A 21,548-nucleotide genomic window follows, 5' to 3' on the forward strand; every position below is an offset into this window, starting at 1 on the left:
GTGGGCGAGTTCTGCGTTGTCTTTGGCGAGCTTGTCCATACGCGGGTCGAGCTCGATGCCGTAGATTTTATGCGGCTTGTCCCAATCGGCTTTTTCATTCGCCTCGTTGATCGCCTCATACCAAGCCTTCTTCGGCACGCACGGCCAGTCTTGCGAGCAGAACTCACGGTTGAGACCAGGCGCGATGTTACGGCCGATGAGCGCGGCTTCGATCGCGAGTGTGCCCGAGCCGGTAAAGACATCGTAGAACGGCATGTCCGGCTTCCAGTTCGTCAACTGGATCATGGCCGCGGCCATCGTTTCTTTCAGCGGGGCTTGAGAATGAAGCTCGCGGTATCCGCGACGATGAAGCGCCTCGCCCGACGTATCGATCGTGATCGTCGCCACGTCTTTCAAGAGGGCGACCTCAATCGGATAGAACGCCCCCGTCTTCGGCAACCATTCCCCCGGTTTGTTGTAGCCGCGTTGCATCGCGTCGACGATCGCCTTCTCGGTGATCTTCTGACAGTCGCGAATTGAGAACAACTTCGACTTGACCGAGCGGCCGTCGACGATGAACCGAGCGTCCCACGGCATTAAATCCGTCCACGGAAGTTCGACGACCCCGTCGAACAGTTCGGTGAATGTCGTCGCCTTGAACTCGGCGACGACGAGCTTGACGCGGTCGGCCGTACGAAGCCACAGGTTGAGACGAGGAATATCCTCCATCTCGGCGTCGATATAGACGCGTCCGTTCTCGACTTCACATGTATAGCCGAGGTCGCGCACTTCTTTGGCGACGAGCGCCTCGATGCCCATCGCGGCGGTAGCGATCAATTTTCGTTTTGCCATAGTATCCCTACTTTCTATTTGTTCGTCCTAAAATGGTCAAGTAAAAAGGAGCTCAAGTAGGATTGCTTGAACTCCTGGTCGATGTAAAATGAGAGACTATGCTGTCCTGTAAGCCATGTTCTGTACTCCGGTGCTCATAACGGTCTCCCTGGCACGATGGAGTGACAATCATCTATCTGCGCCGTCTGGCGCCCTCCGTCCCGTTCGGTTCCGGTCAGGAAGTTCCCCTACCATAGTTTGGGTTTCTCGCTCGTGGGGTTTACCTCGTTCCACTCTGAACGTTTCCGGTCAGACTCCGTCACTGTGGCACTTTCAAGAAGCTTGCACCATATCCGAGGACTTAGGTGCTTCTTCTGCCGTCAACTTGCGTTGCCTACACTTATCTTTTCGTGTAGCACGATCACTACAGCCATCACAGGCTGTGCGAGCATGGACTTTCCTCAAGACTTGCGTCCCGCGATTGTCCAGACCTCATAGTCACTTCACCCATTGTAGCCGATAAACGTCACGTTGACAACCGACAAGCTGAACTTGATTTTCACGGCGGTCAGCGCTAAAATAAGGCGTGTTCCATTGAACAAGGAGGGATTTTGATGCGTCAAGATGCAAAGAACGGTTGGATTCAACGGCTGACCTATGTGATTGAAATCGATGACATTAAAGCGCTCCACCCAAACAACGGCGTTTTCGCCTTCTATCGTAAAAATCGACTCGTCCAAGGGTTTGAGCCGTTCGACATTAAAGCACCGAACGAACTGTCAAAACGGCCTTACCATTTCGATCACCATAACTTGGCCCACCTGCATGAACGTTTTCCTGAATCGATCCCGCTTTTCGATGCATCGGTTCAGACGCGACGTGACTGGAGCGACCTCGTTCGTGTCGGCCTTTGTACCATCATTGCCGACGGGAAATTAAGTTTTGAACATATCGATGACAACGGGAACGTGCTAGAAGCGAGTATTCGTTGGACAGGTGAAGCGATCACCATCGACTGACATATGAAAACAACACCACCTCACCTGTTGACGGTCTCGTCAACAGGTGAGGTGGTGTTTTTCATGTCTCTTCGATCGTTTCGACCGGTTCTTCAACCGGTGGCGCGGCCGGCACGTATGTGTTTGAGACGACACGTTCCGAGATGTCGGTCGGCTTCAAGACGACCGTCAAGTTCGAGGCCGTGTCGCCGCGCACCGGGAACGTACCCGGAACGTGGAGCGCCTCATAAACGGTTTTCCCGGATGCATCGAGCACCGTGACGACCCCTTTCCGTGTCGTCGTCAACTCGAACGTCTGCGCATCGGCCGCTTTGACCGAGACGCTCGGTTTGACCGGGTTGACGTACGTGACGTTACGGCTAGAGGAACGCTTATACTTTCCGTCCGAGACGACGGCCGTGAGCCGATACTGTCCGCTCGGTAACCAGTCTCCGCCGGCATACATCGTGAAGGCGCCGCCGTTCGCCGGGAGCGTCTTCACTTTCCGCGTCCCTTGATAGAGAGTGTACGTCGTTTTCAAGTTCGGCCGATTCATGACGGAAAGTTTTGCCTCTTGGACGTACCGGTTCGTGAGCGTCGCCGGGGCCGAGATGGACACCGGGCGCGGCGTCGCGTCGAGCAACCGTTTCGTATTGAGCTCCGTGTACGCCTTCCCGCTCACGCGAGGCATTTTTTGTAGCAACCCATCGATGTCGGTCGGCGTCAAGAACGGATTCACTGATTTGACGAGTGCGATGCCTGACGTCACCATCGGCGCCGCCATCGACGTGCCGTCCATGAAGATGAAACTGTTCTTCAGCCCGAGCGACAAGACGTTGACACCAGGAGCCACCACTTTCACTTGGCTGTCCATGTTCGAGAACGCGGCGACCCGATGCCGTGAATCGACCGCTCCGACGGCGATGACTTCTTTCATGTTCGCAGGGAACGATACTTTTGTCGCACCATCGTTGCCCGACGAGGCGACGATGACGACGCCTTTCGCCCGCGCCCGTTTGATCGAGTCGGCGAGCACGCGATCATAGTCTTGACCTCCGAGCGATAAGTTGATGATCGTCGCCCCTTTCGCGACCGCCGTGTCGACGGCTTTCGCGACCGTCCATGAATCCGTGAACTCTGAGTTCTTGCCATAAAAGACGTTATAAAAATGATAGCGGACGTTCGGGGCGAGCCCGGCGATCCCGTATTTATTATGCAGCCCAGACATGATGCCGGCCGTATGCGTGCCGTGATAATCGATACTGTATGGACCTTTCATCGAATTGACGACCCGCGGGACGTTCAACAACTCTTTGTGGGTCCGGTCGGCAGATGAATCAATCAACGCGACGACGATGTCGGCGGCGCCTCGAGTCGTGTTCCACGTCAAGTCGGTCCCGGTCTGTTTGATATAGTACTGGTTTCCGACACGCGGCTCTGCCACGACGTAGCCATGCTTCTCGAGAATCACTGGTTTTGACTCCGCCCCGGCCGTCGTCGGGACGAGTAACGTCAACGCCGTCAACAATAAGATTTTTTTCATCGCCTTACGCTCCATTCAACTTCATAAGATGGCTCTATTATCGCAAATTTCAGATTAGATTTCCCTTTTTTCTCAAAAAAAGAGTATGACATTTTTTCGACAGATTACCAATAGTCCGGGATCTCCGCGTGTTCCATCTCAAAATCGACGATCCTTCCGATCGTCAAATACGTGTAATAGCGGGCAAGTTCCGTCCGGTACGGGTCTGGTGTGAACCCATCCAAGTCCTCGCCGAGCGGCGAACCGTCAATCGTCTCGAACTGTTGACAAAAAAACGACTCCGTCTCTTTGTTCCAGACGATCGTGTCTCCGATGTATCCGCTCCCGAAACGGATGTAATCGATGACGGAAGGGACGATTACCTCGGCCGGGAGCCGTTCACTCATGCGGCCGACGAGTTCATACCGATCACGCTCCGCAAAGACCGCTTCTTCGAGCGACGTGCACTTCAACACTTCTTTGTTGATTTCAATCAACACGATATAGTCCCCAGACTCAATCGACAGCTTCATCTCTTCACCTCGTCTCCACATCCCATTGTTAGCTCTATCTTAACAAATATTCGGAGAAAAACACCGAAATCCTGTGAGCCTGTACAAATTTTCCATTCGGTCGATTCATACAACATGAAGAAATCGGTTTTTGCTATACTAAGGTATATGACCGTAGAGAGGAAGTGCAACATGGCCAAACGTCCTTTGACCCCTCGCGAGAGCGAGCTGATCGCGACCGCTTTGTTCGTTATCGGCACCGTCCCATATAACGGGCACATCGACCGGCTCGAATCGCTCACGCTTCGCGACATCGCCGACGACTATTTGTCTGGGAAGCGCTCTGTCACCGAGGCGATCGACGCCTTGGACCAATACATCCACGTCCGGCGCCATCGCTTCAAAAATGTCACACCCCACAACTTATGGACGCTCGACGACCGGACCGAGCAAGAGGCGCTCCGTTATATCGTGCGACGGCCCGAGTTGAAGAAAGGGCAGACGCTGAACAAGAAAGATCAACCGTACCAAGTCGGCCAAGACGTCGAGTTCAAAGTCGACAAACATGTCGACCGTGGACAGTTCCGCATCTATATCGGCAAACAGAACGGTTTCACGTTCAAGGCCCAGTCGAAAGACAAAGACAAGTTGAAGGCGGCGAGCGGCTGGATCACGCACATGGATTTGAAAGACCGTCTCGTCTTCGTCAACCTCACCGATTTCGGCCGGCAACCGATCGACCCGGAGATCAAACAGGCACTTGAAGCGATGAGCGCCTCCCTCCTCGGCTGGTTCGCCACGGCGACGCTCCCGACCGAGGATGAGGCGAAGACGGCGAAACAAATGATCGCCACCTTGCAGCGCCGCGATCAACCTTATTGGTTCACGTTGACGACAGCGATGAACCATCCGAAACCCGAGCACGTGAAGCGCTGGGGGGCGTTCGTCAACTTGCTCGTGAAAGCGAGCACCGGGGACGCTTCGGCGATCGAGACGCTCGAGACACAAGAAGATAAATATTTCAAAGATGCCTTTTTGCGGGCGATGCGTGCCCTGCACGGAGAACTGGCGCCCAAGTGACTACGATTCAAGCGGTAACGGCCACAGCCTTTGCCGCTTTTTCACCGTTTAGAAAGGAAGGGTCCGATGCACGTATTGATTGTAGAAGATGATGAACACATTCTCCGCTTGCTCGACGACACCATGCAACGGGCCGGTCATTCGACGACGTTGACGACCGATCCGACCGTGGCCGAGAAGCTGTTCACCGAACGGCCGGCCGATGCCGCCGTCATCGATGTGTTGCTGCCGGGTATGGATGGACGCGAGCTATGCCGTCGACTGAAGATGCTGCTCGACGTCCCGGTCATCTTGTTGACCGCACTCGGTGAATGGGACGATAAACGAAGCGGTTTTGAACACGGCGCCGACGATTACATGACGAAGCCGTTCATTCCCGATGAACTGTTGTTCCGGCTCCAAGCCGTCGCGAAACGGTATGAGCGGACGGCACAGACGATCGTCCAAGCCGGTCCGCTCACGCTCGATTTGCGTGACTACCGCTTGAACGTCGATGGCGAGACGATGCACTTGCCGAAACGTGAATTCGAGTTGTTGTACCAGCTCGCCGCCTTCCCTTCTCGCGTCTTCAGCCGCGATGAGCTGATTGAGAACGTCTGGGGCTTGGATTTTGACGGGGACGACCGCACCATCGACGTGCATATTAAGCGACTGAGAAGTCGTATCCGCCATGAACAAGTCGTGATCCGGACGGTGCGCGGGGTCGGCTACGCCCTCGAGGTGATGACATGAAGACACTCTATACGCGCATCGTCTTGACAGTGTTCTTCATTTTACTTGCCTCGGGCGCCATCGCCCTCCTCGTCAGCAACGTCGCCTATTACGTCTGGTGGCAACCGTCGTATAGTGAAAAGACCGAACGGACGGCGAGCACGGCCATCGGCTATTTCGAGAACCATACCGACCAAGACGAGGCCGCCTATTACTCACTCCTCGCGAGGACGGGTTATCAGTTGCTCGTCGTCAAGGCGGACGGACGCATCATGCGCTATGGGGGAGAGTTTCGCAACGAAACGATGGACGACGAAGTCATCCGCTCCGTCCGTGACGGAAACGTTTACGAAGGGATGCGCGACTATCCGTTCCATCTCTTTCTGCTCGGGCTGTTCGACAACGAGGTCGTCAACACGTACGGCTTTCCGTTGACCGGCAGTGACGGGGTGGACGCGGTCTTCATGCGCCCCGATCTGTCCGCACAAATTCGTGAGCTCCACTTGTTCGTCGGTCTCTTTTTTGCCACGTTGACCGTTCTGGCGTTTCTGTTGATCGCGCTGGCGACCCGAAATATCGTCCGGCCCGTCAAAGCGCTGACCTTTGCGACGGCCTCGGTCGCTTCGGGCACGAGACCACGCGACTTGCCGCTTGAACGGTCAGACGAGATCGGCGTGCTCGCGAGACGGTTCGATGACATGGCTGAGACGCTTGAAAAGTCTGAGGCAGAACGGAAGCGGTTCGTCTCGAACGTCTCCCATGAGTTCCGCTCCCCGCTCACGTCGCTTACCGGATATGCGACGAGACTCGTCGAAACGACCGACGGTGAGGCGAACGACTATGCGCGCATCATTCGAGACGAGACGGAACGGCTATCGGGGCTGACGACACAGTTGCTCTTGCTCGCCCGACTCGATGAAGCGGATATCACCCTAGAGACGGACATCGTCCTCGCCGATTCGATCGAGGACGTCATACGCGGCCTGTCTTTCCAACTCGACCAGACAGGCGTCGCCATATCGACCGACCTCGACGCGTCCATCATCATAAAAGGCGACCCGCTCCTGCTGTCACAAGTGTGGGCCAACTTACTCCAAAATGCCCTCCACGCCTCACCTGAAGGCGGGCTGATCCGTGTCCGTCTGGAACAACTCGAACGGCCGACCGTGACGATCACCGACGACGGCACCGGCATGGACGAAGCGACGAAAACACGCCTGTTCGAACGTTTCTTCCAAGGAGACGTTTCCCGGTCAACGACCGGGACAGGACTCGGCCTGTCCATCGTCCACGATATCGTCGCCTTGCACCGTGGAACGATTCATGTCGATTCGACGCCTGGGCGCGGCACCGTGTTCACAATCACATTGTAGCCGTTCATACTCCGTTCATATTCATCCGCTATGCTTCCTTCATCGACATGAAGGAGGCTTTTTTATGCAATTAGGAATGAAAGAAATGTGGCGCCAGCGACGCCGCTACTCATTGATTTTCGTCATCACTCTCCTCATCGTGCTGTTGACGACGCTCATCACCGGACTCGCCGACGGGCTCGCCTATGACAACGGGGCGAGCATCCGCGAACTCGATGCCGAGACGTTCCATTTGACCGCCGACGCAGATGGACGACTGACGCGGTCGTTTATCGAACGAGCACCAACCGACACGATGACCCCACTCGCTGTCAAACCGCTCACGTTCGGGAACGAGACGAAACAAGATGCGACCTTGTTCGCCATACCGGCCGCTTCTTCGGTCGGACCAACGCTCGACCTTGCCGTCGGCGAAGTGCTCGTCGATCCGAGTTTCCTAGGGACGTTAGCTGTCGGCGACACGGTCGACGATTTTGCGAGCGGTTATCGTTTCACGATCGTCGGGACGACAGAAGGTCGCTTCAGCCACGCCCCGGTCGTCTGGACGACGATGGAGACATGGGACGCATACCAACAAGTCGCCGGCGGGCCCGTGTACGTCTCGGCTTGGCTCGGAGAAGGCGACACCCCCCTCTCGACGTTCACGAAGCAAGAAATCATCGAGGCCGTGCCGGGGTATTCGGCCGAACAAGGCACGTTCACGATGATGCGCGGATTTCTCTTGGTCATCGGCGCATTCATCTTGACGGCGTTCTTCTACATGGTCACGCTGCAAAAATTGCCGGAACTCGGGATATTAAAAGCGATCGGCATCCGGACGCGTACGATCGGCACCGCGCTCGTCAGCCAAGTGATGCTGACCGTCATCCTCGCGAGCGGTTTGGCGGCTCTCTTCACGGCATTCATGGCGGAAGTCGTACCGGCAGCCATTCCGTTTCAATTTGACGTGGCGAACGCGTTGCTCTACAGTACGCTGTTCTTCATCATCTCGCTCGCCGGGACACTGCTCCCGCTCTACACATTACGCCGGCTCGACGCCGCAGACGCATTAGGAGGTCGAATGAAATGAGACTGACAGCGATTCATCACGCCTATGAACAACCGATCTTATCCGGGGTCAATTTGACCGTCTCGCCTGGCGAGTGCATCGCCATCGTCGGACCGAGCGGCAGCGGCAAGAGCACGCTGCTTCAAATTCTCGGGTTGCTGAAACGTCCCGATGCGGGAACGTTACATCTCGGTCCGGTCGATGTGTTCACACTCGACGAAGAAGCGCGGCGAAAGTTACGCTTGAACGAGATCGGTTTCGTGTTTCAAGACGCCCACCTCGTCCCATATTTGACGGTCATGGAACAACTCGAGCTCGTCCAAGCGGAGACGGGACTTGCTACCGACTCGAGACGATTATTGACCGACCTCGGTCTCGGTCATCGGTTGAACGAACTGCCGAATCGGCTTTCCGGCGGCGAACGGCAACGGGTCGCCATCGCACGTGCCCTCGTCAACGACCCTTCTCTCATCTTGGCCGATGAGCCGACAGCGAGTCTTGACTACGTGAACGGGCGCCTCGTCATGGAACGTCTGGCCGCGGCCGCTCATGAAGACGGCAAACGAGTCATCGTCATCACACATGACGAGCGAATGCTCGACGTCTGCGACCGCGTGCTCCGCCTGCGCGATGGTCAGCTCGAGACGTTGTAAAAAGGGAGTGGCGCATGCCACTCCCTTGCTTTGTCAGCCGGCCTGATGCCGTCCGGGGTTACAGATGTCACCGAGGTGATGAGACAGCCAAGCGCTGAATGTGATTCGAACGGAAATCGTCCGCAACGCATCGATTTCCATCTGTTGAATCGTGAACAGTCGTTCCTCGATATAGTTCGAGACGAGGAAGATGTCCGAGAGCGCAAGCATCGCCTGAACCGCCTCGTCCGGTCGGACACCCGCATCGCCGGCGAGTTCGACGACTGCCACGTGAACGTCACGACCGCCCCCGCTCAAGTAACGCTCGATCAAGGCATCGAGCACAGGCGAAAGATCGCTGGATGTGTGCGTTCCCCGTCGGTAAAACGAGACTCCTTCTTCTGTCACATAGTCCACTCGTCCTCCGATGCAAGCTTGTATGAATCGATACATCGCCTCGCGCGTCACTTTCATCCACCCTCTCTTCGTCCTCTACCGTCTCAGTTTAACGGGAAGGGATGACCATGACGACCGCCGCTCTGTGAACGTTCCGTCGCACCTCGTCCTCACAGCTCGTGACGTTATAGGTTGGAACGTGAACGCAACGAGTGTTTTCGGGTACAATAATGAGGAAAGGAGCGATGTTCATGCAACGAAAATGGAAATACGGGCTCGCGACATTATTCACCGGCTATTACGCCGTCAGTTATTATGCGTTCAAACGAATGACACGGGGGAAACGTAAGACGCCAGAGATGTTGCTCGCGCCGTACACGACAGAGGACCAATCTTTTTACCACGACGTGCCGTTTGAACACGTCTCGCTCCGTTCGAGAGACGACTATCGCCTATACGGCCGCGTGTATCGCAACGGCGACGCCCGGAAGTGGATCGTCTTCGTCCACGGCTACACGGCCTCGCATAGTTTCATGGCACCTCATTTGGCCATGTTCCATCGGCTCGGCTACAATTTGCTCGCCGTCGACTTGCGCTCGCACGGGGAATCAGAAGGTGTCTACGCCTCCTACGGTTACCACGAGAAGCATGACATCGTCGCCTGGGTCGATTGGCTGCGCGCCAATGAGACGGTGGAAGAAATCGGACTCCACGGTGTATCGATGGGAGCCGCGACGATCCTTCAGGCGGGACCGCTCACAGACGTCGACTTCTTGATCGCCGAGTGCCCGTTCGACGATATGCGACAATTGATGCGCCATCAGTTGAACAACTTGCACCGGCTGCCGGGTGACTTGTTGTTACCGGGTATCGACTATTTCTTATGGAGCCGGGCCGGCTTTCGGATGAATCAAGTGCGGCCGAAACGAGATTTGGCGGAAACGACCGCACCGATTCTGTTCATTCACGGCACACGCGATGATTTCGTACCGACGTGGATGTCCGTCGAGATGAACGCCCTCAACCGTCAAAATGAGATCGCCCTCATCCACGGTGCCGAACATACGAACTGCATCTTAAAAGATCGTGACGCGTACGAAGACGCCGTCACACAGTTTTTGACTCGTCGACATGAATCGGTCCAGCGATGAGGTCGAGCAACATGTGCAGCACCATGAGCGGCCAAAGGACATTCATCACCAAATACACGTAACCGAACACCGCGCCGAGCAGTCCGGTCACGACGACGCCACGCCACCCTTGATACGCGTGGGCGAGACCGAACAAGATGCCACTTGCCAAGGCGAGCGAGACGTCAGAGAAGTCGACATATAAAGTGAGCGTATAAAGCAAGACTCCGCGGAAGATGAACTCTTCTGTGACGCCCGCTGTGAACGAGACAGCTTTCCATGCCTTCGCCTCCTCTGTTGTCCGCGGCAGGAGCACTTTCTCAATCTCAAGTTCATAGTGAGGGCGAAGCTTCTCTCGAAGGCTCGAGGAAGTCAACACGGATAAGTAAAACACGGAGAACCCGCCCATGAGGACGCAACAAAGGACGAAATAATTCCACGCCCGTTCATCGGCCGCATCCGGCATGAATCCGAGACCGACCGCCTCGGCGGGGACACCGAACAAGAAAACGAGCGCGACGAGAAGAAGCGTCAGTCCCCATGCCGACTTGATCGCTTCTTCATATACGCGACCCCGGCCGAGTGAGGTGATCATCGATTTCATCAAGCGGGCATTGAACAGTTGAATGATCAATAGATAGGCGAGAATGACGGTAAAGACGATTCGTTCGAGCATCGATATCCACTCCTGTCCTTCCTGTTAGCTATATGCTACACTATTCGGGTATTGTCTAGAAAGCTAGGAGGCGGTATCTTGAAACGATTGATGCTGCGACTGGCCAGTATCATGCTTGTGGCGCTGTTGTTCTTCGCCGCAATCGGCTGGTTCGGTCAACATGAAAAAGTGAACAACGCGCTTTACCGGACGTATTATGGGGACCACGGCGTCCCTGCCGACCACGTCGAGGTGTATGAGGATGCGGCCGAAACGTATGACGTCGATTGGCGATTGCTCGCCGCCGTCCATCGTGTCGAGACGATTTTCTCGCACAGCTCCTCGATGCGCTCTTCGGTCGGGGCGATCGGACCGTTCCAGTTCATGCCACGGACGTGGCTCGGCTGGCAGTATGACACGGACGATCAAAAAGGCGATGTCCCGGAAGACGAAGTCGATTTGACGAACTTGACGCTCATCGAGCAGTATGGCGGTCTCGGACGCGACGGTAACGGTGACGGACAAGCCGACCCGCATAGCCTAATCGATTCGGCCCATACGGCAGCTTACTATTTGAGCGAACACGGCGGGCGCACGAGTGATTCGAACGAGTCGATCCGAACAGCCATCTTCGAATATAATCGAAGTGAGCAGTACGTCGATAACGTCATGTCATTTTATGAGCAATACCAGGCCGAGGTCACTTTGCTACCAGGAGACGCGAAGACAACGAAACAACAAGTCGCGCGGTATACGATCCGCTATTTGGATTGGTTCGCCAAGTTGACGTGACAGTAAAATTACCATTTGAAGTGAGGAAACGAAATGAACACGCAAATCGAGGAAGTGACGATTCGAGTCAAGTCGATTTTCAACGAGGATAAGACGAAACGTTATATGCGCTCTTATGAGTTCACAGATGTCGTCGACGGCGTGATCTGTGCCGTCATCATCTATTCACCTCGGATGAGCGATGCGTTCTTGTCCGGAACGACGACACAACGCGCCTATATGCTCATGCGTAACCATTTGGATCAGCCGATTCGGGAAGTGCGCGTCATCAGCCTCGTCCCGACGCTCGCCATCAATGACAACTTGCCGTACGTCGAGTCCCAACTTGACGAGGTGAACTATCATTACGTCGAAGAGACGCTTGACGTCGTCGAGAAAAGCGGCGGGATGGTCATCGTCGGTTGGGGGTCTCCTGGTCGGCTCATGCATCACGCGACAGCGTATAAGACACTCTTTGCCGATCACGAGGCGAACATGTTCTGTATCGGTACGACGTCAAAAGGCGAGCCGCAACAAATTCGCATGGCCAACGAGAACACTGTCCTCGAGGCGTTCAACAACGAATCCGTGAAACCGAAGTTTCGGATCGTAAAAGAAACAAAACAAGATGACTCCGAGTGAGTCAGACGGGTGACGGACCAGATCGCATATTGTGATTTGGTCCGTCTTTTTTTGTTCGCAGCGCCTAAACCGGGCTGCGCGACATAAACTTGAAGAAAGCGATGGAGACGTTCATTCGGCCAACGAGTCCTCTCAACAAGACAAACGGCCGTCAGATGACGACCGTTTGTCTTGCCCGACCGATAGCGCAGAGATGGTGAACCATCATCATGCCTGCTCGTATACAAGCCTCACCGTACACCTGCCCACACACTCACTCCGAACAGCGCGACCAAAAGAGCCGCTAACAAAAAGTCGTTTCGGGTGACCGGGATCACCTCATATGTGGAACGCCCTTCCCCCGTAAACCCTCGCGCCTCCATCGAGAACGCGATCCGCTCGGCTTGACGGATTGCCCCGGCAAGGAGAGGGATGAGCAGTTTCGGTGCGTGTCGGATGCGGTCGCGCCGAGTCTCAAGGGGCACCCCGCGTAGCGCATGCGTTTCGTACAGTTGCATGAGCTCATTCTTTAAAATCGGGAAAAAGCGAAATCCGACGAAGACGCTATAGGCAATTTTTGGCGATAACTTCCCTTGCTGCATCAAACTGTAAACGAACCGTTTCGGGTCCGTCGTCAGCGTGAAGAGGAGCGACAAGGCGGTGAATGCCAACACACGCAATGAGAGTGTCACTGCTAGCATCACGTTCTCCTCGGTAACATCATTGCCGAACAGCTTGAACATGACTTCACCGCTCGCCTCTTTGCCGAAGACGAGTGTCGTCCAAAGCGTCCCGACTGCGGTCAATAAGAACGGAATCATGAACAACCCCCACCGCTTCCAGCTCACGTCCGAGAAGATGAACTGAAGGGCGAGTGTGCCGAAGAAGACGCCGAGCGGAGTCCACGGGTTATACATGAACGCGAGACCGAACATGAGACATGTCACGGTCAAAAACTTGATCGTCGGGTTCATCTCATGAAACGTCATCGCCATCCCTCCGTCAACAGCCCGTGGGATCGCAACAGGTCCGGGTCGTCCCACAGTGAAGCGTCATATGGCCCGCTCAACTGTCCATCACGCATTAAATAATACGTGTTCGCAGCACGAGCAAAACTGAGGTCATGTGTCACGAACAGAACCGTCTGCCCCGCTTGTACACGTTCAGCCATCAAGGCATAGAGCGCACGAAGCGACGCCTCGTCTTGTCCGGCCGTCGGTTCGTCAAACGCGATCAGTCGTTTCTTCGAGAGCATCATCACCCCGATGGCGAGTCGCCGTTTTTGACCGTGGCTGAGCGAGAGTGGATGGGCGGCTCGCATTCGTTCGAGTCCGATTCGTGTCAACATGTCTTCAATCGGCCGGTCGTGGCCGTAAGCGAGTTCACGCGCCACGTTATTTTCCACGAACAGATGCGCCGGGGATTGCGGCACGAGCCCGACTTCACGATGATGGCGGGCGAGGCTCCTTAGCCATGTCGATTTGCCGCTGCCGTTTCGGCCGAGGACGGCGATCACATCGCCGCGCTCGACGCTAATTTTGCTCGCTGCCAGTTTGAACTTTTGTCGATTCACTTTCGGTATGTGAAATAAGTGTTTATCCCCTCGTCTCGTCTTCAGCGGCAGGAACGTATGGTCCGGTCCGGAGACGAACGGTCCGTCATAGCCGATGCGTCCGGCCACGAGTTCGATTTGGCGGTCGAAGAAGTCTCCCCATATGTAGGGACGATGCTCGATGACGACGATGTTGACGTGCCGCGCGGACTCGTCAAGCCAACGGACGAAACGCTGTGCCGTCTCCGGGTCGAGGTGCGCGAGCGGCTCGTCGAGCAACAACCATTCCGGCCGGCCGATCAAGGCACAGGCGACGGCGATTTGCTGTTTTTCTCCCCCTGACAAGTCCTGGATGGTGCGATGGCGATACTCGGACAAGTGGAGCTCGTGCAATATCGCTGAGACCCGGTCCGATATGTCGCCGCGCTCGACCGCAAAGTTTTCGAGCGTGAAAATGAGTTCTTCCTCGACCGTCTGCATGACGAACTGACTGTCCGGGTCTTGAAACACCGTCCCGACGCGGCGATTCACCTCGCCGGGCTCATACGTGTCATAAGACCGATCGAACAAGTTCAGTCGCCCCGTCACGACCCCGTCACAGTTATCCGGATAGAGCCGATTGAACAAGGTGAACAAAGTCGACTTTCCCGACCCGCTCGCACCGGTGATGAGCGTCCTGCCGTCCGTGAGACGGAACGTGATGTCAGTCAGCACGTGCTCCGCATCCTGCGGATAACGAAACGCCAGACGCTCGGCCTCAACCATGCGCCCCCCTGCGCCGGGCGACGGCATACCCTTCTAGCGCACCCGTCCGAAGCAACAAGTCACTTAATATCTTTCCACCTAGCCCCGCGATGAGCATCCCGCTCGTCGCCCGAAGTGCGAACATCGTCGCGACGTAAGTCGGACTGAGCGCGCTGAGCCCGCCCATGACGTACGTATAAATAAAGCTCGTCACGGCGGCGCCGAACCCGGCGAGCATGAGCACCCACAGGTCATACCGTTTATATCCGGTGAGTGCGAACGCCGCCTCGGCCCCAAGCCCTTGAATGATGCCGACGAGAATGATGCGCGGTCCAATCGCGTTCCCAATCATCATCTCGATCGTCGCCGCGAGCACTTCCGATAAAAAAGCTGCGCCTGGCTTTCGAATGATGTAGGCGGCAATGATCGAGACGATAAACCAGATGCCGAAGATCCATTCGTACGCGATCGGCCCGATCAGGCCGGCCCACAAATTCCCGACATGGACGAACGCCAAGTAGACGACGGCGAAGACGACCGATAAGATGGACAACAAGACGATCTCTTTCAACTTCCACGACTTAAGCATCGATTCGTCCCTCGTGCGATGGGCTGTTCACGCTGAACGTGACCGTCATGACGACATGACTCGTTTTCTCGCGGACACGACTAAACGTCGCCTCGTAAAACGCGAACACCGGCTCGATATCCCCGTGAATCCCTGAGGCGTAGTGCATCGAGTCATTGAAGACGCCGCGCGCTTTCGCAAAGTCGATCTCTTCATAGATGATGTCCATATACTGCGCGTCCCCGAGCGGATAGAGCGCGAACTGGGACGAGACGTATTGTTCGTCGACTCGCCCGTTTACCGGCTCACTCGATACGTCGAGCAGATTGTCCCCTGCCGTGTCGCCCGGGCAACCGATCGAGAACGTCCCGCTCATCGAGACGTGCTCCCCTGTCTTCGTCGCATGCGACAATACGGACTTGGCCACATCGAACACATGCTCACTGCGGCCCCGGATGACCGTCGACACATCATCGGTGTGCCGCCATACGTTTCGTAAATCCGTCTCGTTCAATGCCCCTTTGATGACGCTCACGAAATCGGACGTCATCGGACTCAGTGTAAAGCGGAACCCGACGATCGGGCTCGTTCCACATTGGTTGTTCATGTTCCATTCCCCCTCTATGTGTGTACACAAAAAAAGCCGCATCCATGAGAATGCGGCCACTCGTCCAATTGAAATCCATTAGAAAAAGTGCCACACTTCCTCACGCCGGTATTACCCGGATCGAGTCATAAGGGATCGGAGCCATGCTCACATCTCAGCCGAAGCACCCCTAGTGTAGTCCAATGTATGCGGTTTGTTCATGCAAGGAACAGTATAGACGACCGTTCTCGATTTGTAAACGATTTATGAGAAAGTGACAACGCCGTTCCCTGGAAGCGTGTCTTCGAGTGTCGCCCAATCGAGCGACATCTCGGTATCCGTCAACAGGCAGGCATCGAGCGCTGATTCAATGACCGCGCGTTCCATCCGTTGCCCAATCAAGACGAGCTCGGTCTGGCGGTCGCCGTACGGTTCGACATAGTCAGCGGCAAGTTCTGGTTCCTCGTCAAACATATGACGGCGTTCCGCTTCCAGTAGCGTCGCGAGCCAACGGCCGGCATGCTCGAGCGTCGAGGCGTATCCGGCTTGTGAGAACAAACAGGCGATGTCATTTCGCGAGGCGATCCAAAGGAATCCTTTCGCTCGGACGACTTCCTCTGGGAACTGCTCAATCCACTCATGGAGTCGCTCCGGGTGGAACGGGCGACGACGACGATACACGAATGAGCTGATGCCGTACTCTTCTGTCTCCGGTGTATGCGTCTCTGCTTCAAGCTCTTGAATCCAACCTGCGGCGTGCATCGCCTGCTCGAAATCGAACAACTTGACGTCCAACAGCTCAGACAATTCCACGTTCGAATGAACGGATGTCAACAGTTTCGCTGACGGGTTGAGTGTCTTCAACAAACCGGCCATCTCGTTCAATTCAGTTGCCGATACACGGTCTGCCTTGTTCAAGACGATGATGTCGGCGAACTCGACTTGGTCGACGAGCAAATCGACGACTTCGCGCACGTCCGTCGCATCGACCGCTTGTCTGCGCTCATGAAGCGACTCCCCGGAATTGAAATCTTTTAAGAATCGATAGGCGTCGACGACCGTCACCATCGCATCGATATAGACGCGGCTCGTCAAGTCGATACCGAGCGCGTCATCGGCGTACGTGAACGTCTGGGCGACCGGGATCGGCTCTGAGATGCCCGAGGACTCGATGATGATTCCATCGAGATCACGGTCGTTCGTGATGTCCTGCACCGCTTCGAGCAGATCCTCACGAAGCGTGCAGCAGATGCACCCGTTCGATAATTCGACTAGTTTCTCGTCCGTTCGTGAGAACCCACCCTGTTCGATCAACCGCTCATCGATATTCAACTCGCTCATATCGTTGACGATGACGGCATACTTCTTACCGTCCCGGTTATGTAAAATATGGTTCAACAGTGTCGTCTTCCCGCTCCCTAAATAACCGGATAATACGGTAATTGGAATTCGTTTCATCTTACCCACTCCTAAATCGTAATCATTACTTTTTAGATGATGACGGTTTTCTGAAGTCATGTCAATAAAAAAACACGCCCATGCTTGAGCGTGTTCAGTCCTCTGTCTATTCTTCTAGCGCTTTTCGCTCCGCTTCTGATCGCGGATAGGCGTTCGCCTGCCATTCGGCCCGGTAAATCGAGTCAAGCTGTGTCAGTCCGACTTCTTCCTCATCCTTGTCGGCGTCGACACTTGGTGCTTCATCCCACTTTGGGTCGAGGTACGAATGGTCTTTCGCATCGCGGTCGTCGAGAAACTTTTTAATCCCGACCCGAGCCACCGCCGCGAGCGCCAAACCGATCCCTGCTCGAACGAGCATTCGTTTCACCATCGTTCTCCCTCCTTAACGTCCGAAACGATAAAGCGGCATCCCTTTCACTTGCGTGTCGATCTTGAACACAGACCCTGCGTCCGGATAGGCCGCGAGCGCTTCCTCATCCATTCCTTCTCGCGCCGTCGTGATGGCGAGTTGATTCAAGTCGTCGCCGATAAAGCAACACGACGTGACGTTCGGGGCCGGGACGGACACTTCAAGCACTTTCTCACCCGTGTCCGGATTCCATCTCGACACTTTCCCGCCGGCAAAGTGGGCAATCCATAAGTGCCCGTCTTCATCAGAAGTCATACCGTCCGGAAAACCGTCCTCTTCTTTGAATTCGATCACGACCTCGCCCTCACCGAGCGTCCCCGTCTTCAAATCGAACGGGTAACGTCGGACCGTCTCGGTCGGCGTATCGATATGGTAGAACAATTGATGGTCCGGGGACCACGTTAAGCCGTTCGACAGCGTCAAGTTCGTCAGCATCTCTTCGGTCGTGCCGTCCCGGTTCAACCGGTAAAGTGTCGCCTGTTCGTCCTCGTCTTCCAGATGGAGCGTCCCGGCGAAGATCCGTCCATACGGGTCGGCTTTTCCATCGTTAAAACGAAGCACGCCTTCCGGGTCGTCGAGTTCGACGATTTTATCAAGCTCTTTCGTCGTCTCATCCCACTCATATATGCCGTCTTTCAACCCGACGATGACCCCGTCGGTCACTTTCGGTACGGCGAATCCGATTTGTTGTCCCATATTGAACGACGAGATCTCGTCTTCTTTCTCGTCATACCACCAGAGCGTATGCCCCTCGATATCCACCCAATAAAACCGCTTCAGTTCGGCGTCCCAACAAGGTCCTTCCCCGAGCGTATTTCTGACTCGAATCCACAATGTCGCGTTCACGTTCTCCATTGAATAGCCTCCACTCTCTGCTTTGATGTCAAGAGACTATTCCCTTCGCCGGACCGGTCTATGCATGAATCTGCAAATTGTTTCGCCCGATCTGCGGACGCGAGACACATAAAAAGCTCTCTCACCGATTTAGGCGAGAGAGCATGACGTTATTTTGCACCTTCGACGTTCATATGCTTACTGCGGAGCTGACCGCAGGCAGCATCGATATCCGTCCCGTGCTCGAGACGCACGCCCGTGTTAATGCCACGTTTCTTCAAGATGTCATAAAACGCCATAATATCTTCTGACGTACTCCGTTCATATTGGATATGTTCGTTGACCGGGTTGTATGGAATCAAGTTGACGTATGACTTGTCTTTAATGTCGTCGATCAAGTCCGCCAGCTCTTCAGCGTGTTCCGGTAAATCGTTCACTTTCGAGAGCAAGATGTACTCGAACGTGATCCGCTTGTTCGTCTTCTCGACGTAATAACGGATCGCTGGCATGAGCTTGTCGAGCGGGAACGCCCGGTTGATCTTCATGATCTGTGTCCGGAGCGCATCGTTCGGCGCGTGCAGCGACAGCGCCAAGTTGATGCGGAGATCGAGGTCGGCGAACTTGTAAATCTTATCGGCAAGCCCGCTCGTCGATACGTTGATTTTCCGCGGTGCGATCGCCAGGCCGCGCTCGTCTTTGACGACGCGGAGGAAATCCACCAAGTTATCGAAGTTATCGAACGGCTCCCCGATTCCCATGACGACGATATGGCTGACCCGGGCCCCTTCGCCGACTTCATCCAAGTAATGTTGCACGGTCATGATCTGCTCGACGACTTCGCCGGCCGTCAAGTCACGCGTCTTCTTCAAAAGACCGCTCGCACAGAAGCTGCAGCCGATATTGCAACCGACTTGCGTCGTCACACAGACCGATCGGCCATACTTGTGACGCATGAGAACCGTCTCGATATAGTGTCCGTCGTGTAGCTTAAGTAAAAATTTGACCGTCCCGTCACCCGCCTCTTGTTTGACGAATAACTCTTGCGTCGAGATGACGTATTCGGCCGCGAGTGCCTCACGCACCTCGGACCGTACGGTGATGTCTTCGATTTGTTTGACCCGGTCGATATAGAGCGAGTCCCAAATTTGTCTCGCGTGATACGCGCTGTATCCCCAGGCGACACAAGCGTCTGTGAGCTGATCGAACGTCAGCCCGTATATAGATGGTTTCATTGCTATCTGTCCTTTCTTCAATCCGCATACGTACCATTGTAGCGGACGTGGACGACGGGTGCAACGTTCTTACGCGTTCACTGGGAGCGGGCGGGTCACATGGCGTTCGAACGCAAAAGCAAGGCGAATCAAATCACGTTCGGAATAACTCGACCCGGTGAACGAGAGCCCGAACGGGGCGCCGCTCTGTTTGACGGTGTACGGGATCGTGATCGTCGGATGTCCCGCCTTGGCCGCCATGTCATAGTTGAAGTCATGCGGTAAGACGAGCCCGTGCAACTTCTGTTCCGAGAGCAGACGGTCGAGTCCGTCCGTCTTCGCGGATCGGACGTCATCTAACCGCCGCTTCAAATAAGCGGACTCGGTCAGACGGCCTGACAGCTGATTCGCTTTTTCAAACGTCACTTGGCCATGCGGGATCGTCTCGCTATGGGCGGTGTTCCACTCGATCAAGTCGGTGAGCGTCTTATACGGGAGCGACGTCGTGGCGAGATACGCCTCGACCCCGAGCTTGAACTCATGATATAAAATGTCACCTTGGTCGAGCGACGCGTCGTTCGGTATCTCTACTTCGATGAGTTCAATGCCACTTTCTTTCAGCAGCCCGAGCGCTTGATCGTAGAGCGTCTGCTCCTCGGCGGACAACTCGATTTTCACGTAACCGACGCGCATCCCGAGGGCCTGCCTTTCGTCAAGACACGTGCTGTACGGCGGTCCGGCAGGTATGTGTAGCGTCGCCGGGTCAGACGGGTCGGCCCCGCACATCGCTTCGAGCGCGAGTACCGCGTCCCGAAGCGTTCTCGCCATCGGTCCGGCCGTATCTTGCGACCGAGAGATCGGGATGATGCCGCTCCGGCTGATCAGCCCGACGGTCGGTTTGATGCCAACGATACTGTTGTGAACGCTCGGATGCACGATCGACCCGCTCGTCTCGCTGCCGACGGCGAGAAGCGTCAAGTTGGCGGCGACGGCGGAAGCCGAGCCCGAGCTCGAGCCGCCGACGTCTAGATTGTCTCCGTATGGATTTTTCGTCTGTCCACCGACAGCGCTCCATCCGTTCGGCATGTTCTCGGTCAAGAAGTTGGCCCACTCCGATAAGTTCGCTTTGCCGAGGATGACGGCGCCGTTTTCCCGCAAGCGCCGCACGAGTTCGGCGTCTCGACGTGCGAAATGATCCGACAAGGCCATCGCCCCGGCCGTCGTTTTCATTAATCCGTCTGTCTCGACGTTGTCTTTGATGAGCACGGGGATGCCGAGGAGCGGCAGGCGCACTCCTTTCCGGTAAGCGCGGTCGCATGCTTCCGCCTCGAACAACGCATCCGGATTCACTTGCAGGACCGCATGAAGCGTGTCGTTCCACGCTGCGATACGGCTTAAGTAATATGCTGTCACGTCACGCGCCGTGAACGTTCCTTCTTTATAACCGCGATGGGCGGTCTCGATATCTAACTCTAACAAGTCGATCTGGTCTGTCATGTCAATCCCTCCTTCGGTCGATAGTCCGGTATTCGCCACTCGTGCCCGATTCCCTCTTTTTGTCGCCAAAGACCGAACGACTTGATACACTAAAAGAAACGATCACGGAGGTTCACATGTCTCGTTCCTATCTTTTCGTCTTACTGTCGGTTTTCGGGTTGTTCTTTTTGCAACTGTATGGAAGCGATGTCCCGTACGCAACGTTCATCTCTGTCGTGCTCCTTTGTTTCATCGTCGGTGCCACGCTCTATAAGCTGAAGCGACACCCAAACCGTTGACGCCGCTTGAAGCGGGATGGTATGATGCTGTCACCAACTACATATCGATATCTTGAGTGAACGAGAGACCTGGCTCTATGACTTCACAGCAACCTGCTACGGCAAGGTGCTACTTCCAGCAAGGCGACTGCCTTGGACGATATGACAAAACG

At 55.4% G+C, this 21,548-nt stretch carries 24 protein-coding genes, 1 other RNA gene and 2 riboswitches; of the genes, 10 read left to right on the forward strand and 15 right to left on the reverse strand.

Annotated elements, in window-relative coordinates; all coding sequences use genetic code 11:
- The coding region (locus tag JJU47_RS01065; protein ID WP_228615719.1) for a THUMP domain-containing class I SAM-dependent RNA methyltransferase at positions 1–831 on the reverse strand (831 nt) is incomplete at its 3' end.
- Between the two features lie 104 nt (positions 832–935).
- An RNA gene (gene rnpB, locus JJU47_RS01070) (RNase P RNA component class B) lies at positions 936–1,303 on the reverse strand.
- A 121-nt stretch (positions 1,304–1,424) separates the two neighbouring features.
- Between rnpB and JJU47_RS01075 the strand changes: the two genes are divergently transcribed.
- Positions 1,425–1,829, forward strand: a complete 405-nt coding sequence (locus tag JJU47_RS01075; protein ID WP_024371947.1) for a hypothetical protein — start codon at positions 1,425–1,427, stop codon at positions 1,827–1,829.
- Between the two features lie 61 nt (positions 1,830–1,890).
- Here JJU47_RS01075 and JJU47_RS01080 read toward each other — a convergent pair whose 3' ends face one another.
- Both JJU47_RS01080 and JJU47_RS01085 read right to left on the reverse strand, forming a co-directional pair.
- Positions 1,891–3,351: a S8 family peptidase gene (locus tag JJU47_RS01080; protein ID WP_228615720.1), complete on the reverse strand. Its 1,461-nt coding sequence runs from the start codon at positions 3,349–3,351 to the stop codon at positions 1,891–1,893.
- 104 nt (positions 3,352–3,455) lie between these two features.
- A complete protein-coding gene (locus tag JJU47_RS01085) occupies positions 3,456–3,863 on the reverse strand; it encodes a hypothetical protein (RefSeq protein ID WP_228615721.1) in 408 nt (135 codons plus the stop codon).
- 171 nt (positions 3,864–4,034) lie between these two features.
- Between JJU47_RS01085 and JJU47_RS01090 the strand changes: the two genes are divergently transcribed.
- From JJU47_RS01090 to JJU47_RS01110, 5 genes are all read left to right on the forward strand, one after another.
- Complete coding sequence (locus JJU47_RS01090; protein ID WP_228615722.1) at positions 4,035–4,922, forward strand: hypothetical protein; 888 nt, start codon at positions 4,035–4,037, stop codon at positions 4,920–4,922.
- Between the two features lie 66 nt (positions 4,923–4,988).
- Positions 4,989–5,654 carry a response regulator transcription factor gene (locus JJU47_RS01095; protein ID WP_228615723.1) on the forward strand — a complete coding sequence of 222 codons (666 nt, stop codon included), beginning with the start codon at positions 4,989–4,991 and terminating at the stop codon, positions 5,652–5,654.
- Entirely contained in the window at positions 5,651–7,006 is a 1,356-nt protein-coding gene (locus tag JJU47_RS01100) for a sensor histidine kinase (RefSeq protein ID WP_228615724.1), read from the forward strand. Before JJU47_RS01095 ends, JJU47_RS01100 begins: the two co-directional genes overlap by 4 nt.
- Before the next feature lie 64 nt (positions 7,007–7,070).
- Positions 7,071–8,075: an ABC transporter permease gene (locus tag JJU47_RS01105; RefSeq protein ID WP_228615725.1), complete on the forward strand. Its 1,005-nt coding sequence runs from the start codon at positions 7,071–7,073 to the stop codon at positions 8,073–8,075.
- Positions 8,072–8,707 carry an ABC transporter ATP-binding protein gene (locus JJU47_RS01110; protein WP_228615726.1) on the forward strand — a complete coding sequence of 212 codons (636 nt, stop codon included), beginning with the start codon at positions 8,072–8,074 and terminating at the stop codon, positions 8,705–8,707. Before JJU47_RS01105 ends, JJU47_RS01110 begins: the two co-directional genes overlap by 4 nt.
- Before the next feature lie 33 nt (positions 8,708–8,740).
- Here JJU47_RS01110 and JJU47_RS01115 read toward each other — a convergent pair whose 3' ends face one another.
- Positions 8,741–9,160 (reverse strand): hypothetical protein, encoded by a 420-nt coding sequence (locus tag JJU47_RS01115; protein ID WP_228615727.1) that lies wholly within the window; start codon positions 9,158–9,160, stop codon positions 8,741–8,743.
- A 173-nt stretch (positions 9,161–9,333) separates the two neighbouring features.
- On the opposite strand from JJU47_RS01115, the gene JJU47_RS01120 reads away from it, so the two are divergent.
- The gene (locus JJU47_RS01120; RefSeq protein ID WP_228615728.1) at positions 9,334–10,233 is read left to right on the forward strand and encodes an alpha/beta hydrolase; all 900 of its coding nucleotides are present in this window, start codon (positions 9,334–9,336) and stop codon (positions 10,231–10,233) included.
- Here the strand turns inward: JJU47_RS01120 and JJU47_RS01125 are convergent.
- The gene (locus tag JJU47_RS01125) at positions 10,190–10,888 is read right to left on the reverse strand and encodes a CPBP family intramembrane glutamic endopeptidase (protein ID WP_228615729.1); all 699 of its coding nucleotides are present in this window, start codon (positions 10,886–10,888) and stop codon (positions 10,190–10,192) included. The genes JJU47_RS01120 and JJU47_RS01125 overlap by 44 nt on opposite strands.
- A gap of 78 nt (positions 10,889–10,966) precedes the next feature.
- On the opposite strand from JJU47_RS01125, the gene JJU47_RS01130 reads away from it, so the two are divergent.
- Positions 10,967–11,659 (forward strand): lytic transglycosylase domain-containing protein, encoded by a 693-nt coding sequence (locus JJU47_RS01130; protein WP_228615730.1) that lies wholly within the window; start codon positions 10,967–10,969, stop codon positions 11,657–11,659.
- 33 nt (positions 11,660–11,692) lie between these two features.
- Positions 11,693–12,280 (forward strand): DUF1643 domain-containing protein, encoded by a 588-nt coding sequence (locus JJU47_RS01135; protein WP_228615731.1) that lies wholly within the window; start codon positions 11,693–11,695, stop codon positions 12,278–12,280.
- Positions 12,281–12,510: 230 nt separating this feature from the next.
- Here the strand turns inward: JJU47_RS01135 and JJU47_RS01140 are convergent, their stop codons facing one another.
- The 9 genes from JJU47_RS01140 to JJU47_RS01180 all read right to left on the reverse strand — a co-directional run bounded on the left by JJU47_RS01140 (position 12,511) and on the right by JJU47_RS01180 (position 21,118).
- Positions 12,511–13,248 carry an energy-coupling factor transporter transmembrane component T family protein gene (locus JJU47_RS01140; RefSeq protein WP_228615732.1) on the reverse strand — a complete coding sequence of 246 codons (738 nt, stop codon included), beginning with the start codon at positions 13,246–13,248 and terminating at the stop codon, positions 12,511–12,513.
- Positions 13,245–14,576: an ABC transporter ATP-binding protein gene (locus JJU47_RS01145; protein WP_228615733.1), complete on the reverse strand. Its 1,332-nt coding sequence runs from the start codon at positions 14,574–14,576 to the stop codon at positions 13,245–13,247. Before JJU47_RS01145 ends, JJU47_RS01140 begins: the two co-directional genes overlap by 4 nt.
- Positions 14,569–15,144, reverse strand: a complete 576-nt coding sequence (locus tag JJU47_RS01150; protein ID WP_228615734.1) for an ECF transporter S component — start codon at positions 15,142–15,144, stop codon at positions 14,569–14,571. Before JJU47_RS01150 ends, JJU47_RS01145 begins: the two co-directional genes overlap by 8 nt.
- Positions 15,137–15,730, reverse strand: a complete 594-nt coding sequence (locus JJU47_RS01155; RefSeq protein ID WP_228615735.1) for a Ykof family thiamine-binding protein — start codon at positions 15,728–15,730, stop codon at positions 15,137–15,139. Before JJU47_RS01155 ends, JJU47_RS01150 begins: the two co-directional genes overlap by 8 nt.
- Before the next feature lie 80 nt (positions 15,731–15,810).
- Positions 15,811–15,911, reverse strand: a riboswitch (TPP riboswitch).
- A gap of 62 nt (positions 15,912–15,973) precedes the next feature.
- Positions 15,974–17,167, reverse strand: a complete 1,194-nt coding sequence (locus JJU47_RS01160) for a GTP-binding protein (RefSeq protein ID WP_228615736.1) — start codon at positions 17,165–17,167, stop codon at positions 15,974–15,976.
- Positions 17,168–17,273: 106 nt separating this feature from the next.
- Positions 17,274–17,537 carry a hypothetical protein gene (locus tag JJU47_RS01165; protein WP_228615737.1) on the reverse strand — a complete coding sequence of 88 codons (264 nt, stop codon included), beginning with the start codon at positions 17,535–17,537 and terminating at the stop codon, positions 17,274–17,276.
- A 12-nt stretch (positions 17,538–17,549) separates the two neighbouring features.
- Positions 17,550–18,431 (reverse strand): SMP-30/gluconolactonase/LRE family protein, encoded by an 882-nt coding sequence (locus tag JJU47_RS01170; protein WP_228615738.1) that lies wholly within the window; start codon positions 18,429–18,431, stop codon positions 17,550–17,552.
- 149 nt (positions 18,432–18,580) lie between these two features.
- On the reverse strand, positions 18,581–19,642 hold the full coding sequence (rlmN, locus tag JJU47_RS01175) for a dual-specificity RNA methyltransferase RlmN (protein ID WP_228615739.1): 1,062 nt from the start codon (positions 19,640–19,642) through the stop codon (positions 18,581–18,583).
- Positions 19,643–19,711: 69 nt separating this feature from the next.
- Complete coding sequence (locus JJU47_RS01180; RefSeq protein ID WP_228615740.1) at positions 19,712–21,118, reverse strand: amidase family protein; 1,407 nt, start codon at positions 21,116–21,118, stop codon at positions 19,712–19,714.
- Between the two features lie 116 nt (positions 21,119–21,234).
- On the opposite strand from JJU47_RS01180, the gene JJU47_RS01185 reads away from it, so the two are divergent.
- Positions 21,235–21,396 carry a hypothetical protein gene (locus tag JJU47_RS01185; RefSeq protein ID WP_228615741.1) on the forward strand — a complete coding sequence of 54 codons (162 nt, stop codon included), beginning with the start codon at positions 21,235–21,237 and terminating at the stop codon, positions 21,394–21,396.
- Between the two features lie 44 nt (positions 21,397–21,440).
- Positions 21,441–21,541, forward strand: a riboswitch (SAM riboswitch).
- Positions 21,542–21,548 lie beyond the last annotated feature (7 nt).

The sequence above is a fragment of the Exiguobacterium sp. genome (assembly GCF_020832205.1).
Taxonomy (GTDB): domain Bacteria; phylum Bacillota; class Bacilli; order Exiguobacteriales; family Exiguobacteriaceae; genus Exiguobacterium.

Bases quoted from the DNA above. Each gene is read 5' to 3' on its own strand.
- JJU47_RS01170 (WP_228615738.1), bottom strand. From the start codon at position 18,431: ATGGAGAACGTGAACGCGACATTGTGGATTCGAGTCAGAAATACGCTC.
- JJU47_RS01080 (WP_228615720.1), bottom strand. From the start codon at position 3,351: ATGAAAAAAATCTTATTGTTGACGGCGTTGACGTTACTCGTCCCGACG.
- JJU47_RS01145 (WP_228615733.1), bottom strand. From the start codon at position 14,576: ATGGTTGAGGCCGAGCGTCTGGCGTTTCGTTATCCGCAGGATGCGGAG.
- JJU47_RS01165 (WP_228615737.1), bottom strand. From the start codon at position 17,537: ATGGTGAAACGAATGCTCGTTCGAGCAGGGATCGGTTTGGCGCTCGCG.
- JJU47_RS01115 (WP_228615727.1), bottom strand. From the start codon at position 9,160: ATGAAAGTGACGCGCGAGGCGATGTATCGATTCATACAAGCTTGCATC.
- JJU47_RS01085 (WP_228615721.1), bottom strand. From the start codon at position 3,863: ATGAAGCTGTCGATTGAGTCTGGGGACTATATCGTGTTGATTGAAATC.
- JJU47_RS01140 (WP_228615732.1), bottom strand. From the start codon at position 13,248: ATGACGTTTCATGAGATGAACCCGACGATCAAGTTTTTGACCGTGACA.
- JJU47_RS01180 (WP_228615740.1), bottom strand. From the start codon at position 21,118: ATGACAGACCAGATCGACTTGTTAGAGTTAGATATCGAGACCGCCCAT.
- JJU47_RS01110 (WP_228615726.1), top strand. From the start codon at position 8,072: ATGAGACTGACAGCGATTCATCACGCCTATGAACAACCGATCTTATCC.
- JJU47_RS01185 (WP_228615741.1), top strand. From the start codon at position 21,235: ATGTCTCGTTCCTATCTTTTCGTCTTACTGTCGGTTTTCGGGTTGTTC.
- JJU47_RS01150 (WP_228615734.1), bottom strand. From the start codon at position 15,144: ATGCTTAAGTCGTGGAAGTTGAAAGAGATCGTCTTGTTGTCCATCTTA.
- JJU47_RS01155 (WP_228615735.1), bottom strand. From the start codon at position 15,730: ATGAACAACCAATGTGGAACGAGCCCGATCGTCGGGTTCCGCTTTACA.
- rlmN (WP_228615739.1), bottom strand. From the start codon at position 19,642: ATGAAACCATCTATATACGGGCTGACGTTCGATCAGCTCACAGACGCT.
- JJU47_RS01095 (WP_228615723.1), top strand. From the start codon at position 4,989: ATGCACGTATTGATTGTAGAAGATGATGAACACATTCTCCGCTTGCTC.
- JJU47_RS01135 (WP_228615731.1), top strand. From the start codon at position 11,693: ATGAACACGCAAATCGAGGAAGTGACGATTCGAGTCAAGTCGATTTTC.
- JJU47_RS01100 (WP_228615724.1), top strand. From the start codon at position 5,651: ATGAAGACACTCTATACGCGCATCGTCTTGACAGTGTTCTTCATTTTA.
- JJU47_RS01120 (WP_228615728.1), top strand. From the start codon at position 9,334: ATGCAACGAAAATGGAAATACGGGCTCGCGACATTATTCACCGGCTAT.
- JJU47_RS01090 (WP_228615722.1), top strand. From the start codon at position 4,035: ATGGCCAAACGTCCTTTGACCCCTCGCGAGAGCGAGCTGATCGCGACC.
- JJU47_RS01125 (WP_228615729.1), bottom strand. From the start codon at position 10,888: ATGCTCGAACGAATCGTCTTTACCGTCATTCTCGCCTATCTATTGATC.
- JJU47_RS01105 (WP_228615725.1), top strand. From the start codon at position 7,071: ATGCAATTAGGAATGAAAGAAATGTGGCGCCAGCGACGCCGCTACTCA.
- JJU47_RS01075 (WP_024371947.1), top strand. From the start codon at position 1,425: ATGCGTCAAGATGCAAAGAACGGTTGGATTCAACGGCTGACCTATGTG.
- JJU47_RS01160 (WP_228615736.1), bottom strand. From the start codon at position 17,167: ATGAAACGAATTCCAATTACCGTATTATCCGGTTATTTAGGGAGCGGG.